At 44.0% G+C, this 15,421-nt stretch carries 10 protein-coding genes; 3 read left to right on the top strand and 7 right to left on the bottom strand.

Translation table 11 applies throughout. From position 1 onward, the window contains the following. Nucleotides 1-163 precede the first annotated feature (163 nt). Both FK220_RS03175 and FK220_RS03180 read left to right on the top strand, forming a co-directional pair. On the top strand, nucleotides 164-799 hold the full coding sequence (locus FK220_RS03175) for a SanA/YdcF family protein (protein WP_152572823.1): 636 nt from the start codon (nucleotides 164-166) through the stop codon (nucleotides 797-799). Between the two features lie 50 nt (nucleotides 800-849). Further along, nucleotides 850-2,106 carry an NRAMP family divalent metal transporter gene (locus FK220_RS03180; RefSeq protein ID WP_152572824.1) on the top strand — a complete coding sequence of 419 codons (1,257 nt, stop codon included), beginning with the start codon at nucleotides 850-852 and terminating at the stop codon, nucleotides 2,104-2,106. 64 nt (nucleotides 2,107-2,170) lie between these two features. Here FK220_RS03180 and FK220_RS03185 read toward each other — a convergent pair whose 3' ends face one another. From FK220_RS03185 to FK220_RS03215, 7 genes are all read right to left on the bottom strand, one after another. Next, the gene (locus FK220_RS03185) at nucleotides 2,171-4,108 is read right to left on the bottom strand and encodes an OmpA family protein (protein ID WP_152572825.1); all 1,938 of its coding nucleotides are present in this window, start codon (nucleotides 4,106-4,108) and stop codon (nucleotides 2,171-2,173) included. A 12-nt stretch (nucleotides 4,109-4,120) separates the two neighbouring features. Beyond that, nucleotides 4,121-5,116, bottom strand: a complete 996-nt coding sequence (locus tag FK220_RS03190) for a PorP/SprF family type IX secretion system membrane protein (protein WP_152572826.1) — start codon at nucleotides 5,114-5,116, stop codon at nucleotides 4,121-4,123. Continuing rightward, the gene (locus FK220_RS03195; RefSeq protein ID WP_152572827.1) at nucleotides 5,113-8,766 is read right to left on the bottom strand and encodes a T9SS type B sorting domain-containing protein; all 3,654 of its coding nucleotides are present in this window, start codon (nucleotides 8,764-8,766) and stop codon (nucleotides 5,113-5,115) included. Before FK220_RS03195 ends, FK220_RS03190 begins: the two co-directional genes overlap by 4 nt. A 146-nt stretch (nucleotides 8,767-8,912) precedes the next feature. Next, nucleotides 8,913-9,797: an ACP S-malonyltransferase gene (fabD, locus tag FK220_RS03200; protein WP_152572828.1), complete on the bottom strand. Its 885-nt coding sequence runs from the start codon at nucleotides 9,795-9,797 to the stop codon at nucleotides 8,913-8,915. Nucleotides 9,798-9,955: 158 nt separating this feature from the next. Further along, complete coding sequence (locus FK220_RS03205; RefSeq protein WP_152572829.1) at nucleotides 9,956-10,471, bottom strand: gamma carbonic anhydrase family protein; 516 nt, start codon at nucleotides 10,469-10,471, stop codon at nucleotides 9,956-9,958. Nucleotides 10,472-10,515: 44 nt separating this feature from the next. After that, nucleotides 10,516-11,244, bottom strand: coding sequence for a LytR/AlgR family response regulator transcription factor (locus FK220_RS03210; RefSeq protein ID WP_152572830.1), 729 nt, complete (start codon nucleotides 11,242-11,244; stop codon nucleotides 10,516-10,518). Nucleotides 11,245-11,322: 78 nt separating this feature from the next. Continuing rightward, complete coding sequence (locus tag FK220_RS03215; RefSeq protein ID WP_152572831.1) at nucleotides 11,323-13,530, bottom strand: histidine kinase; 2,208 nt, start codon at nucleotides 13,528-13,530, stop codon at nucleotides 11,323-11,325. 374 nt (nucleotides 13,531-13,904) lie between these two features. Here FK220_RS03215 and FK220_RS03220 point away from each other — a divergent pair, with 374 nt between their 5' ends. Further along, nucleotides 13,905-15,080, top strand: a complete 1,176-nt coding sequence (locus FK220_RS03220; RefSeq protein ID WP_152572832.1) for a vWA domain-containing protein — start codon at nucleotides 13,905-13,907, stop codon at nucleotides 15,078-15,080. Nucleotides 15,081-15,421 lie beyond the last annotated feature (341 nt).

A 15,421-nucleotide genomic window follows, 5' to 3' on the forward strand; every position in this document is an offset into this window, starting at 1 on the left:
ATTTCATTGAATTTTTTAGTGAGGTTGAAGAACTTTTGCATTGATTGAAGCGCTACATCCCATTATAAAAATTTGCCACCTCATCCAACACTTTGCAAGTCAGCCTACATATTTTTATTTCATTGCATCGGTTGTTTAAGTCCTTAGATGTATCTTTAATCCAATGAAAAAAAAGTTTTTCAAACTACTTGGATTTATTCTCTTAAGTTTTGTTTTAATGATATTTTTGTGCAACTATATCATTGATTCGGCCGCGGAAGGGAAGACTTTTTCAAATATAGATTCCGTTCCAAAAAATAGAGTTGGTATTGTATTGGGTACTTCCAGTAAATTGACCACAGGCTCCTCAAACCCATATTATACCAATAGAATAAATGCTACCATTCAACTCTTTACCGCAGGTAAAATAGATTTCATATTAGTAAGTGGAGACAACGGAACAAAATATTATAATGAACCGGACACTTTCAAAAAAGATCTTATAGAAGGCGGTATTCCAGAAGATAAAATTTTTCTCGACTATGCCGGTTTTAGAACTTTGGATTCCATGGTTCGCGCTAAAAATATCTTCGGACTGGACAGCGTAACCATTATATCCCAAAAGTTCCATAACGAACGGGCCATTTACCTTGCAGAAAAAAAAGGACTGTCGGCCATTGGCTACAATGCCCGAGATATTTCGGCCCAACAGGGCTTCAAGGTACAGTTTCGGGAATATTTCGCAAGGGTCAAGGTCTTTCTGGATCTGTTGTTCAACACAGAACCCAAGTTCTATGGGGATATGATAGAAATCAAGTAAAGAAAGGGAGCAGGGGAAAATTAGCATTTTAGAAACGATAACCAACTTTAATGTCCAAAACAAAGGCATTCCTTAAAAACTTAGGTCCTGGGCTCTTGTTCGCCAGTATGGCTATTGGCACCTCGCATTTGGTACTCTCGACCAAGGCTGGTGCACAGTATGGTTGGGTGATGGTCATTCCGATTATTTTGGCGAACGTATTTAAGTACCCCTTTTTCGAATTCGGGGTACGTTATACCCACCTTACCGACAAAACCTTGATAGAAGGATATCTAAACCGCGGAAAACTATATTTATGGTTCTATGCAGGTATTACATTGATTACTACATTTACGATTCTTGCAGCATTGTACACGGTTACCGCCGGACTGTTCATCAACCTCTTTAAAATTCCAAATGCTTCCGTTTCCTCCGTGGCTTTGGGCCTATTTGTCTTGATCGGTGCCTTACTCATTGTAGGTCGTTATAAATTGTTGGAAAACTCCTTGAAATTGGTCGTTTCCATTTTGTTTGTGGCACTAATCGTGACCACGGCCCTTGTTATTCTCAGGGGCAAAATAGCTGCAGTAGAAGGTTTTAGTCCTACCCCTATTTTTAACGAGGTCGGCATTCTTTTTTTGATCGGGTTGATGGGATGGATGCCAACCACCGTGGAAGCATCGAGTTGGGTAAGCCTCTGGAGTATTGAAAAATGGAAAAACAAAGAAGGAAAACCTTCACTGAAGCAATCGCTTCAGGAATTTAATACAGGTTATTTTTTGACAGGTATTCTAGCTATCTTTTTCTTGATTATCGGCTGGTTCACGCTTTACGGTACCCGTAGCGAGCTCAGTGGCAACGCGGTCATCTTTGCAGACCAAGTCGTGAACTTGTTTACCACCCATATCGGGGCTTGGGCCTATGTATTTATTGCCGTTTCGGCTTTTGCTACCATGTTCAGCACTTGTATGACGGCACATGACGCCGTAGCACGAGTAAGTCTCGATATTATTGATTTGCTCTCCCCGAAGACTCCCTTAAGTGGTAAAAAAGGGCCTTTCGCATTGGCAATTATCTTGTTGGCGTTGGTCAATTTTGTGGTCATCGCCACTTTTTCGGCCAACATGGGCCAGTTGGTCGCTTTAGCCACCTTCGTTTCTTTCGTAGTCGCCCCTATTATAGGGTATATGAATCTAAAAAATGTAATGAGCGCCGACCTTCCTGAAGCGCATCGACCTAAAAAATGGTTGCAATGGCTTACCTATGCCGGAATCGTATTCCTATCATTCTTTTCACTACTTTATTTCTGGATGGTAGTATTTCGCTAAGTACATCCGTAAAATCGTCTCCCAGATGTCCCCCCATAAGAGAAACCGGTGAACCGGTATCATATCATTGATTAAGCTCCTCGTAATTCAACACTACAAAATTTGTTCGAGCATTTTGGTCATGCAGAAAATCCAGACAATAAACCCCGTTGGTACAACTATTAAGGATTTTTTCTTCCCCATAACCTGTGGCTGAAACAATATTTGCCGAGGTAACATCCTTCTGTTCCAAGTACAGTCTAATCGCATCGGCTCTTTTCTGGGACAAACGCTTGTTTGAGGAACTACTTCCCCTACTATCGGTGTGGGTCTCTATTTGTAACCGCATTTTTGGAAATTGCTCAACGGCTTCGACTACCTTATCGAGTTGTACGGCAATCTCTGGCACTATTTCGGTCTTTCCCCTTTCAAAAACAAAACTATCCAACTTCAAAACGTCTTGGTTCTCTCTTTTCTCAACCAATTCTTCAAGGGAAACTATCTCAACATCCTGTTTGTTATTTTTTAATTCCTCCAATCCCGACTCCGTATATGTTTTGTTGAAAGTCGAATATCCCGGTTTGGATACCTTTAGCGATACATCTTCCCTCCATGGCACCTCTAATTGATAGCTACCGTCATCTTGGGTAAACACCTCCTTAATCAAATTTTGTTCCCCGTCAAGTAGTTTAACCGACACGTCACCGATTCCCTGTTCGGTTTTAGGGGTACGTACCTCTCCCCTAACGAGCAATGTCTTCAAACCCGGTTCCCGACTTATTTTGAAGCCGTAGATATCGTCACCGCCTTTTCCACCTTTACGATTGGAAGAAAAATAGCCGATATAGCCGTCCATATCCTGTGGTCTTATTATAAAACCGAAATCATCATCAGGCGAATTGATTCCTTCACCGAGGTTCACGGGGGTACTAAAACTGTCATCGGCTTGCAAATAGGCCTTATAAATATCCATCCCTCCCAGACCATAGAATACATCAGAGGAAAAAAAGAGGCTATTTCCCATGAAATAGGGGGCAATCTCATTGCCCGGAGTATTAATTCTAGGCCCCAAGTTTACCGGCGCGGACATCACTTGCGAATTTACCGTGGAAACGTAGTAGATATCGGTACCCCCATATCCATCGGGGAAATCCGCTGCAAAGTAAAGCCGTTCAGAGACCTCGTCAAAAAAAGGATAATAAAAGGAAGTGCTTAAATCTTTCAACATATTACGAAAGAATCCATTATCGTAGGTAACCCCTATTGCCAAACTATTCTTTCCTCTATCATCAAAGGTCAGTTCTCCATCCTCCTCGTTTGAAAGCACATAAAAAATACGATCTATCCCTGATGCATGGTAAGGAGTAGCCTTGTGGTAGGAAGATTCTGGAATCTTTTCAAATATATTTGGATTCATGACCTTTCCGCCCCCGTTGATTCTGGCTACATAAATATCCATATAGGATTCCCCCGAAGGTCCATATATTTTTTTTGACTTGCTCTTTCTGCTGCTACTAAAGAGTAATTTGTCTTTGTAAAAGGTCGGGGCAAAATCGTCCTGTGGACTATTGGCATCGATGTTGAAAACGAAAAAGCCACCATTGTCCGCCGTCTCCGATTGCAGCAGTTCGTAGTTGAAGGCCGCATTCTCGACCAACTCGGTCGACAAGGAACCTTCATTGGATTTTAAAAAGGCTTTGACCCGCTCGGGCTCGGAGGTCTTAGCCAAACTCTGCAACATACTGTTAAAACGATTGTTTGACATAATGGTATCGTTCTTGTACACGTCCAAATACCATTTTGCCGCATTGGTATAGTCATTTGTCTTAAAATAGGAATCCGCCAAATTCAAGAGCTGATGGTTGGTCATCAAAAATCCTTTCTGCATCTCTTTACCATATTCCTTGATAGCGTCTTCGTAGGCATAGGCATAGAAGTACTTGTCGCCTTTTGTCTTGATGTCCTGGGCAGTTACCAGAAATGCCGTTGTTAGAAAAAACAATATGAAAATTCGTATGCGCATATCATTTACATATTAAAAAAATCTAGGCGTATCGATTTGTTTTGGTTTTCCTTTTATACTCTTGGATTTGCTGCCCTTAACACGTTGACCCGTTCTTCCCAAATAAAATTTCAACACGAACTCAGGGGTACCATCGTTATAGGCTCCCAATCCATTTGTACTGTAATCATAAGAAACTCCAAAAAAAAGAGGATTGGATATCTGAAAACCTGCCAACGCACTCACGGCATTGTCTACCCGATACGAGGCCCCGACCGTAAAACGGTCATTGAATAAAAAGTTAGCCGATATATTTACATTTACGGGTGCCCCAGCGATATAATTTACCAAAAAAGCGGGTTTTAACCTTGTTGTTTCCGACAGATCGAAAACGTATCCGCCAATGAAGTTATACTGCATCTTATCCTCTACTACGGTAGCTACCTCCTGGTTATAGATACCATCGGTTAAAAAGTTGGGAATGGAAAGCCCCAAATACCAACTATCTTGATACAAAAACATTCCCGCACCGATCGTTGGGTAAAAGTTGTTGATGGTCTCCCGGTCTAAAATAGGTTCCCCGGGATTTTCGAAAGTACCTTTGGTGAAATCTACGTTCAACAGGGAACCCCCGACATCCATACCAAAAGACAATTTGGTGTTTTCGGAAACGTTGAATTGGTAGCTATAAGCCACATCGATATAGGTTTGGCTTAAAGGTCCCAACTGTTCATTGATTACATTGACACCCAATCCCATTCGTTCGTTCGCGAACGGAATGTTGGTTCCCAGTCGAATGGTCCTGGGAGCGCCGGGTATACTTAACCATTGTGCCCTATACATCGTCGTTATCTCCGGGGTCTCCGTAGTACCCACGTATGCCGGGTTAAAACTCCCTATATTATACATGTACTGGGTATATTGGGGTTCGTTTTGTGCAAGCAGAAAGGAGCCCCACAGTAGAAAAACCAGCAATGAAATATAGGAACACCTAAATCTATTTATATGGTACGCCATTGATTTAATCATCTTATCAGCTGTATCCAGCCTTTCTGTATTTTGGGCTCCTCATTCTCTATTCGTACGTTCAACACATAATAGTAAGTGCCATCCGGTACTTGTTTCCCTTTCCAGGTTCCATCCCATATTTCCGCTTCCGTTTTGTTCTGGGCCAAAAAAGCCTGATTGCCGTATCGGTTAAAAATTTCTATCGAATAGACCAGCGAAACTTCTCGATTGCCATCGGGTCCAAATTGGGTTTTATTGATTTTCAGCATATCATTTACCCCATCACCGTTGGGCGAAAATTGATTGTAAATAATACCGACCTCCAAAGGATTTCTTTCCGCAATATTGACAATAGCGGTTGATTGGCTATCAGCGTCAGATGCGATACTTTCGGCAGGTGATGAAGCGTTTACGGTAGCGGTATTGATAATTGTTCCAGGTTCGAGACATCGATAGGAAAGTACCAGTTCAACTTCCTCGCCCACTTGAAGGCTCGATGAAATAGTCCAGACACCCGTGTCAGGATTATAATCACCTTGATCTGCTTCAAATCCCTGAAATTCGAATTGAATACCTCCATCATTGGTCAACACATCGGCCACACTTATATTCGATACTTCATTACTTATTGATTCATTGGTAACCTTAATGACAAACTCGACTTCTTCACCCACTAACGGATTTGCTTCCGGACCTAATGAAGCCCCTTTGATGCGCGCCAATTTCTCAACTACTAGATTCACCCCTTCCGGGCGATCTATTTCCAAAGTTACCGTTGCCGTATCATTTGAAGGGTTACCATCGTTCGGTACCGAGGCCAACAGTTCAGCCGTATTGCTGTAGCTTCCACCTTCCACAATCGTTACGGTAATCTCAAGGGTAGCTGTTTCCAGCGGTACTATTTCAAAAATTTCCCATTGGCCCATTTCCGGATCGTAGGTTCCTAAAGACGTCTCGTGGGAAACGTATTCAAACCCACTTTCCAAAACCTCTGCAATCCTGATACCTCTAGTCCTAATTTCAGATAAGTTGGTAGCGGTAACCGTGAAGGTCACCTCATCCCCTATCGTGGCAGCCTCATTATCTATGACCTTTAAAACCTCAAGATCAATTTCCGTATTGCAATTCTCATTTTCCGGATCTGGGTCGCAGGCATTGTTCGGATCGGTACCATTTTCGATTTCTTCCCCATCGGTAATACCATCATCATCGGTATCGCAGAGGCTATTATTATTGTTCGGGATGCAAGGATTGGTATTGTCGGGATCTTGTTGATCTACCACCCCGTCGCTATCGGCATCGGAAACATTGGATTCCAAGGCGTCGATGATGTTATCGCCATCCTCATCTAACGGATTTTCAATATCATCGCCTACTTCTTCCCCGTCGAGCAGGCCGTCCCCATCGGTGTCCTCGTCATTTGGGTCGGTTCCCAAAGAGGCTTCGGGGCCGTCGAAGAGACCATCACCATCGGTATCCACATCGCAATCGTTGACAGAGATGGTGACTGTGGCGGACTCGTTTTCACAGGGCGCCTGTGCCTCAGTGGTTGTGTACGTAAATACGTAATTACCATCGGCCCGCCCTTCAAAGTCAACAATATTTCCGGCAAGGATTGTCAAACTTCCAGATGGGTCTTCGGCGATTTCCCAGATTCCCTCGTCTTCACCGGTTAGTCGGTCATCCAAATCGATAATGGTAAGTCCGTTGGCCTCGACGCTACAGGCCGATGCGTCCGAAGGAGTGCCCGCGGAAGGTTGGGGTATCACGGTAGCGGTGACCGGTATTCTCGGGGAAGTAGTACAGCCATTCTCCGTCGCCTCCACAAAAAAGATAGTAGTTTGTGAGAGATTGGTCGTAAAATTACTTCCTTGACCCACTTCGGTGCCGCCGCTTAGGGAGCTATACCAACGAAAGGTTGGGTTACCGGGGATTCCAGTAGCTGTAGCGCTGAGGGTAACAGGCCCTGTACCACAGCGTTGATCACCAGCCGTGCTGGTAATCGTAGGGGTTGTGTTTCTCGTTAACAATATACGCAATGCCGGACTCGCACAGTCATTGACCGCATCGTAAAAATATCCGAAATAGGTACCCGGATTAGGGTTATCTATTTCTGACTGTCCTATGGGAGCAGGTACATTACCGTTACTAGGCTCTGTAAGACTCCATCTTAGAACGGTACCCGAAGGAGGAGTCGTGCTGGTATAATCGTTTAGGCTCACGTCAATTTCATCACAGAATATAGTAGGCACGTCGGAATTTAAAGCTGGGGCGGCATTCCCGGCGACACAAGGGTCACAATCCGAAACCGGTACCGTAACATCAATGGTCTGTGTAGGACAGGGTGCTGCTGTAAGTGTATACCGAAAAACATAGCTTCCTTCAGGATCGTTGTTAAAATTAACCACGTTGCTACCATTGATACTCCCGGGATTCGCCGGTCCTGATACGAAGGTCCATTCTCCACCCGGGGTGCTTCCAGACAAAGTGGTATCAAGGTCCAAGGTGGTAACCCCACCAAAATCGGTGGTGTTGCAACTAAAAATACCACTGTTGACCGTACCTATCGGAGGCGTCTGTGCAAACACTACATCGAGACCATCGGTAACAGGACTAAAACAGTCTCCCGTTGCAGCATAATACACCGCATAATAGGTGTTTGACTGCGTAACAGTTGCCCCGGGCAGCAAATCTCCCACTGCTTCGGGATCGGGATCCAAGCTCCATCGCAGTGCAGAACCAGGGGGAGCACTTCCGGCCCCTCCTACTATAAACGTATTGAGATTTACGCTGGAAACATCGCAGAGTCCGGGGTCATTTCCATTGAATTCGGGGGCCTCATCACCGGCGGCACAATCATTGTCTACGATAGTGACCGTTCCGGAATCGGGTGTTCCCAATTGAAATACAGGATTGCTAGGGGTTCCTAAGGTGAGGATGACCGTTTCATCGATTTCTGCCACGGAATCGTCCTCAGGTATGACCCGTATCGTACGCGTAGATTGCCCTGCGGGAAAGGTAAGGATGGCTTGCCCTGCTATGGTATAATCCGACTGGGCACCTCCATTGGTAGCCGTACCGGTCAGGGTATAGGGCACCGATATTACCTCGCCTGTACCATTCTCTTTGTCAAGTCGTATCACAAACCGACCTTCGTCCTGATTTTCCTCTGCTGCATCCGCGTCGGTAACATCCACTATCAACGTACCAATGTCATTATCATCAATGGTAGCGGTACCCTCGTCATTCGCAGGGTCTACGGTGTAATCAAAACCGGGCAACAAACGAATCGTAATGGTCTCTTGAAGCTCGACCAATTCATCGTCGGTAATACTTATAATGATATTAGCGGTGGTAGCACCTCCCGCAGGTAGCGTCACTGTGCCCGTAAGGAGTGGAAAATCATCACCACTTGTTGCGGTACCCAATACCTCATAAAATACCGTTCGAGGGCCAAAGGTAATTGGGGCGGCACTCTTGGTAATACTAAAAAGGGCTGGATTTTGTACATCACCGGCCACTACTTCGGCCGCCTCGTCATCGGGCACTGTAAGGGACATAGTCTGGGCCTGCATTTTAAGACCGGCAAAAAATACCAGAAAAAACAGGCATACTTTTAATGCATATCGATTTCCTCCAGATGGGAAACCTTTGTTTCTTTTCAATTTCATCGCTATACTATTGAATTAAAAAATTCAACATCCAGCATATCAGCAGGTTCTTAAGCAAATAGGGCCTCAATAATACTAAAAAAAACACCCACAACCTTAAATAATAGGTTTAAATATGGGTTTATCCGCTAAATTGTTCCGGGCATTTAGGCAATAACAGCAGAAGTAGTCTCGCTTTCCGGGGATATTTTCCTAACAAGTCCTTGAAGCACCTTACCCGGACCGACCTCAGTGAACAACGTAGCCCCATCTTTGACCATCTGTTGAATACTTTGTGTCCATTTCACCGGAGCGGTGAGCTGCGCAATCAAATTATCCTTGATTTCGGCAGAATCGGTAACTGCTGTCGTGGTAACATTCTGATAAATCGGACAAACCGGATTTCCAAAATTTGTGTTTTCAATGGCCGACGCCAGTTCTTCTCTGGCAGGCTGCATCAATGGGGAATGAAAGGCACCTCCAACTGGAAGCACCAACGCCCTTCGAGCACCGGCTTCCTTCAACTTTTCGCAGGCAAGGTTTACCGCTTCGACCTCTCCCGATATCACTAACTGCCCTGGACAGTTATAATTGGCAGCAACCACAATTCCGGGGGTTTCCCTGCAAATGCGCTCCACCACTTCATCTTCCAACCCTAAAACAGCTGCCATGGTACTCGGTTGTAGCTCACAGGCTTTTTGCATGGCCAAAGCACGTTGGGCCACTAATCGGAGTCCATCCTCAAAGCTTAATACCCCATTGGCCACCAGCGCGGAAAACTCCCCAAGTGAATGACCTGCCACCATTTCGGGTTTGAAATCATCTCCCATCACCTTGCTCAATATTACCGAATGTAGAAAGATTGCCGGCTGGGTCACCTTGGTCTGCTTCAGGTCTTCGGGCGTTCCTTCGAACATGACATCGGTGATGCTAAAACCAAGAATGTCATTTGCATTTTCGAATAGTTCTTGGGCCAAAGGGTATTTTTCATAGATATCGAGTCCCATTCCAACGAATTGGGCACCTTGACCTGGAAATATATATGCTTTCATTTTGTTTCTTTTTGGTGCGGCAAATTTACGGTTTTTGACGTACGATACTGAATTATGGCTTGAAAACCGATAGCGTACCCTATCAAACAATTTTTACCTCCCTAAAAAGTAGTTGGTTCAAAGGCTTCGTCTAGCTTGTGCATCGTAAACCCTTCCGTTTACCCCTCCTTGAACCAACTCGCATATTTCACATAGTTTTCTGCGATTCGATCTATTTCGCCAGCACTGAGCTCCGGGCTAATATCCTTGATTTTTTTCGCCGGAATCCCAGCGTATACAGACCCGGATGGCACATGAGTGCCCTTCGCAAGTACCGCGCCCGCGGCAATGATACTGTTAGATTCGACTACACAATCGTCCATGATGATACTACCCATCCCGACCAATACATTGTCTTTAATGGTACAGCCATGTACGATTGCATTATGTCCTATAGAAACATTGTTACCAATGGTTGTTGGGGATTTTTGATAGGTGCAGTGGATGACCGCCCCGTCCTGTACGTTTACTTTGTTGCCCATCTTTATAAAGTGAACATCGCCCCGTAAAACGGTATTGAACCAAATACTGCATTGGTTACCCATTATCACCTCCCCCACAATGGTGGCGTTTTCGGCGACAAAGCAGTCTTTTCCCAATTGTGGTGTTTTCCCTCTGACAGTTTTAAGAATCATGCTGACCAATTTTATCCATAGCGTTCCAAAGAGATTTGAAACAATCAAAAATACGCCAATAATTCTTTCTTTTTGGAAGCCGAGACTAGCAACTCCTTCCCACTGGAAATGACAACACTACCACCTTTCCCCTTTCGGTATTTGACTACCTCGTTCACATTGACCAAATAGGATTTATGAATGCGGGCAAAGGCAAAATCGGACAAGGCTTCCTCAAAATATTTGAGGGTTTTGCTGACTAGTATTTTCTTGTTCTCCAAATAGATTTCAGTATAATTGTCATCGGCCTTACAGTAAAGAATATCATTCACGTTCAACACTTGAAATCCATCTTGTTGTGGCAGCGTGATCTTTCCTTCGACGGATTTCAGTTTAGGCCGGAGTACCCGATCTTCCAAAGCATCCTCCTTTTTTCGTATTTCCAGCACGTACCCCACCGCTTTCACCAACTCATCGATATTGATAGGTTTCATTAAATAATAGGCTGCACGGTTGTTCAATGCATCCATGGCATATTGGTTATAGGCTGTCACAAAAACAGTCTCAAAGGTTCGATCAGGTACTTCGTCCAACAGATCGAATCCGTTTCCGAAAGGCATTTCCACATCCAAAAAAATAAGGTCAGGCGTATGTTTATCAATTAATTGCAGCCCCTCCTGTATCGAAGCCGCTTCACCTACCAAGGTTACTTCTGGACAGTACTTGGCCAAATAGTTTCGCAATATCTCCCTACTGTTGGCTTCGTCCTCTACTATGATCGTTTTTAAGTTCATTTCTTGGTCTTTATAATGTTCCTGAAGGTTTTGGATACTTCATCATTTTCAATATCCATCAAAAATTTGGTTGCTCTTTCAGTCTTTCCTTAATGTAAAAATTACCTGGGTACCGGTACCATCGCTTTCAAGGTCGGTAATATAGACATCGACCCTGTCTTTGTACATATCGTTTAAAATGGCGATGCGTTTCTTGATATTCCCCATGCCTTTTGACTTTTGCTTCTTTTGGTTCTGTGTCTTCAGGGCGGCTGAACGTTTTCGACCAATACCGTTGTCCGATATCGTTATTTCGATGGTTTCTTTGTCTATTTGAACAAGGTTGATATTTAGAAATCCCTTTTCTTCCTTATACCGAAGTCCATGCCATATTGAATTTTCGATATACGGTTGCAACAACATCGGTGGAATCTCAAAGGCGTCGACATTTAGATGTTCATCGATGTGTATTGTATAGTCGAACTTTTCTGGAAAACGGGAGTGTTCCAGCTTTACATACAGTCTTAGCAGTTCAAGCTCTTTGGACAATGGAATAAAGTCTTCTTCGGAGTTTTCCAATACGGCACGCATCAATGTGGAAAACTCGCTCAAATATCTATTGGCACTACGCTCATCGCTTTTGGCGATATAGTTGTTCACCGAATTCAAGGCATTGAAAATAAAATGGGGATTCATTTGGGAGCGCAAGGATTTTAACGCCAATAAGTTGTTTGCCAATTTTTGCTGCTGATTGCTCCTGTAAAAAAAGAACGCAGCCAAACCGAGCAGTATCATGCCGAAAATAAGGGAATAGATGACCCATTTTTGCCTTTTATAACTTTCCTCGACCAATTGCTGTTCGGTAAGCGCCAAATCGTACTTGCTCTGCGAAAGTTCGCGCTCCTGCTCCAATCCTGAAATTCTGCTTTGTTTGGCGGCAATTTCCCTGTTGAAGCGGGCCGCTCTTGAAATTTCCTGCTCCTTTCGGATGTATAGGGTATCTACCAACGCTACATAGTCTTGATAGGTCTTAAATGCTTTGGTATAGTCGCCTCGATACTCATAGATTTCCGATAGTTTTCTGGTAGCATCCTTTTGAACGATGAGATCGTCATCGCTATCTGCTTCCACAATGCTTTTCTTTAGATAGGGTATGGCCTCTTCGTATTTGTCCTGTGCGATGTAGGCGTTGGCGATTTTGTAGTTGATACGTTGCGCGGTAATGGAGTCCGAATTGATGGAAACAGACTGACTTTCCACTTTGGCCTTTGGCAACCTTTTTAATTCCTCCAGACTTTTTTTCCGCATCTGGATTTCTTCGGGATACCGGTTTTTTTGATTGTAAAAATCGGCCACTTTCTCTTTTTCCTGTATGGAGCGCTGTGGAGCTTGCTGTTCGGCCAATTGTAGCGAGTTTTTGTAAAAACCCTCAGCCTCGATACCACGATCATCGGTGGCATAGGCATCGGCTATCTTGGAATTAATATCCGCCATTTTGGGAGAAATCCTATTCTGTCGGGCAACTGCAAGCCCTTCCTCATAATAGGCTATGGCTGTCTCGATATTTCCCTGTCCCTTAGCGGCATCGCCCAGACTCTCATACAATTCTACCTTCTGAAAGGGTACCATGTTTCGGATTTTCATCAGGGGAAGAAGCGTTTGTTCCGCTTGCCTATAATCACCATTTAATACATACACCTGTCCCAGCAACAAGGTGGTCCTGACCGATTTATTGACTTCCAGGGCATCCTTCAAATTTGTAATGGCCAGGTCATATTGCTGATGGTGGGTGTAGACCTCTCCTAGGACTGTCAATGACCTTGCCAATAGTTTTTTGTCGGCCCTCTTGCCTAATTGCGCAATCGATTGGGTGATAAAATCAATACTTTTTTCAATATTGTCCTTTTTGTAAAAATTGGCCGAATCCAAATAGGTCTGATGCCTTGCCCTCCCCCGGTCCACTATCTTACTATCGACCGCTGTCAGATCGGCTTCACCATCGTAGCCCTCTACCAAGACGGTGATGTCCTGATTATCCTTAATCGTATAACGTATTGTTCTAAATTCAGGGCTCTCTACCACCAACCGATCCCCGATGGCGGCATTTATGTTGAATTCACCTAGGCCATTGGTCAAAGTATATTCACCAGTATTGGTGGTTACCGTCACACCGGAAATAGGTACTCGGTTTTCCTTGGTCATGACCACCCCTTTGATCGGCATCCTTTCCAATGATTCCGATACTTGTGAAAAGGCAGAGGTACAACCAAAAAGTACTACTAATATGAGGTGTTTCAAATTTGACATAGACTGCTATAACAACGTAAACTTAGCAGATTTATGCGGCACTAAAAAATGGTAAAATTCAAAACACATGGGCCAGTATCCCATATTTAAGCACTTCACACAACCGAGGAACCCTTTCACTCATCAAAAGGGGCAGTTTGCTCATTCCCCATTTTTTAAAAAATACTTTGGAAATACTTTTATCGATATAAATAGTATGATCAGGTGAGTTAATAAAAATAAGGATGAAAAAAATAATGGTTTTTAACCATTGCCTCTTATACCGACGATACCTGGAAGACTAAAAAAACCTCATCCTATGACCTCGGATTAATTGAGTGACCCATCCGGTCAAAAAACGATTTAAATAAAACAGAAACTAAAATCGAATTACTATGAAAACCCATTGTCAGATACTTGCAGCTGGTCTTTTGACCCTCGCTATGACAACCGCTTATGGTTGTGAATCAAAGACCAAACATAACGGACCCACTTTGGTTGCGGAAGCCATCGGAAGCGAGGATAAAAATGCCAATAATACGGTAAAAATCGCCTTGTTGTTGGACACCAGTAACAGCATGGACGGACTCATCAACCAAGCCAAGGCCCAATTATGGGATATTGTCAACGAATTCACGCATGCCAAATGCGGCAACGAAACGAGACCCAAACTAGAAATCGCCCTCTATCAATATGGCAACGATGACCTTTCTGCCCGCGAGGGATACATTCAACAGGTACTGGGCTTTAGCAGCGACTTGGATGAGATTTCTGAAAAGCTGTTCTCACTTACTACCAATGGTGGTGAAGAATACTGCGGTGAAGTAATACAGACTTCTTTAAAACAGTTGGATTGGGGTAAAAATCCCGATAATCTCAAGATGATCTTCATCGCTGGTAATGAACCCTTTGACCAAGGGAAACTAGACTTTCGCGATGCCACGAGCAACGCAATGGAAAAAGATGTGGTGGTGAATACCATCTTTTGCGGAAACTACGAACAGGGTATCAAAACGCATTGGAAAGAGGGTGCCCGTTCGACCGGGGGAGAGTACATGGCCATTGACCACAACCGCCAGGTGGTACATGTCGATACGCCTTATGATGAGGTCATCATAAAATTAAATTCGAAATTGAACAAAACCTACATTTCCTATGGCACCTTGGGAAGGTCAAAGATGGAAATGCAGGTGACCCAGGATGCCAACGCAATGGCAATGGAAGAGGCGGTAGCCGTGAAACGGGCCGTGAGCAAAAGTTCCAATCTATACAAAAACTCCAAATGGGATTTGGTCGATGCTTCCGAGGATGCGGAATTCGATGTCGCACAAATCGAAAAAGAGCAGTTACCTACGGAAATTAGAAACAAATCGACCGAAGAGATCAAAAGCTTTATCGAGAAGAAGAAACGTGAACGGGCTGCAATTCAAAAAGAGATAAAAGAACTGAACGCCCAACGGGAAGCCTATATCGCAAAAAATCAAAAAGAGGGTTCCAAAGGGGAACTGGAAAATGCGATGATCCAGGCGATTAGAAAACAGGCAGGACGTAAGAATTACCAGTGGGACTAAAATTTCCCGACCATCCTAACGATACACATCTTCCTTAGGAGGGGTAGCGAATATGAATAGTAGGTTGGTGTTGGTAAGCGGGTTCATACCTTTTTGGGTTGGGCCCGCTTTTTTTGTACTGATCCGGACAGATCCATTCTATCCCATCGGGATTTGTGTTAACCCCACCTTCGGTTCTATAAGAAGCAAAAGGGTTTGTCCTAAAAAACAGGTTCGCTTTCAATCTATGGGGAAGATTGCGAAGGAACTTTCAGAATAGGGATGTAAAAATTTTTTACGTGTAGGTTTTTGCTCTAGGTTCTTCAACTTTCCCCTGTCGAACAACGAATCTACAAAAGAAG

The sequence above is a fragment of the Pelagihabitans pacificus genome, assembly GCF_009371985.2.
Lineage (GTDB): Bacteria > Bacteroidota > Bacteroidia > Flavobacteriales > Flavobacteriaceae > Pelagihabitans > Pelagihabitans pacificus.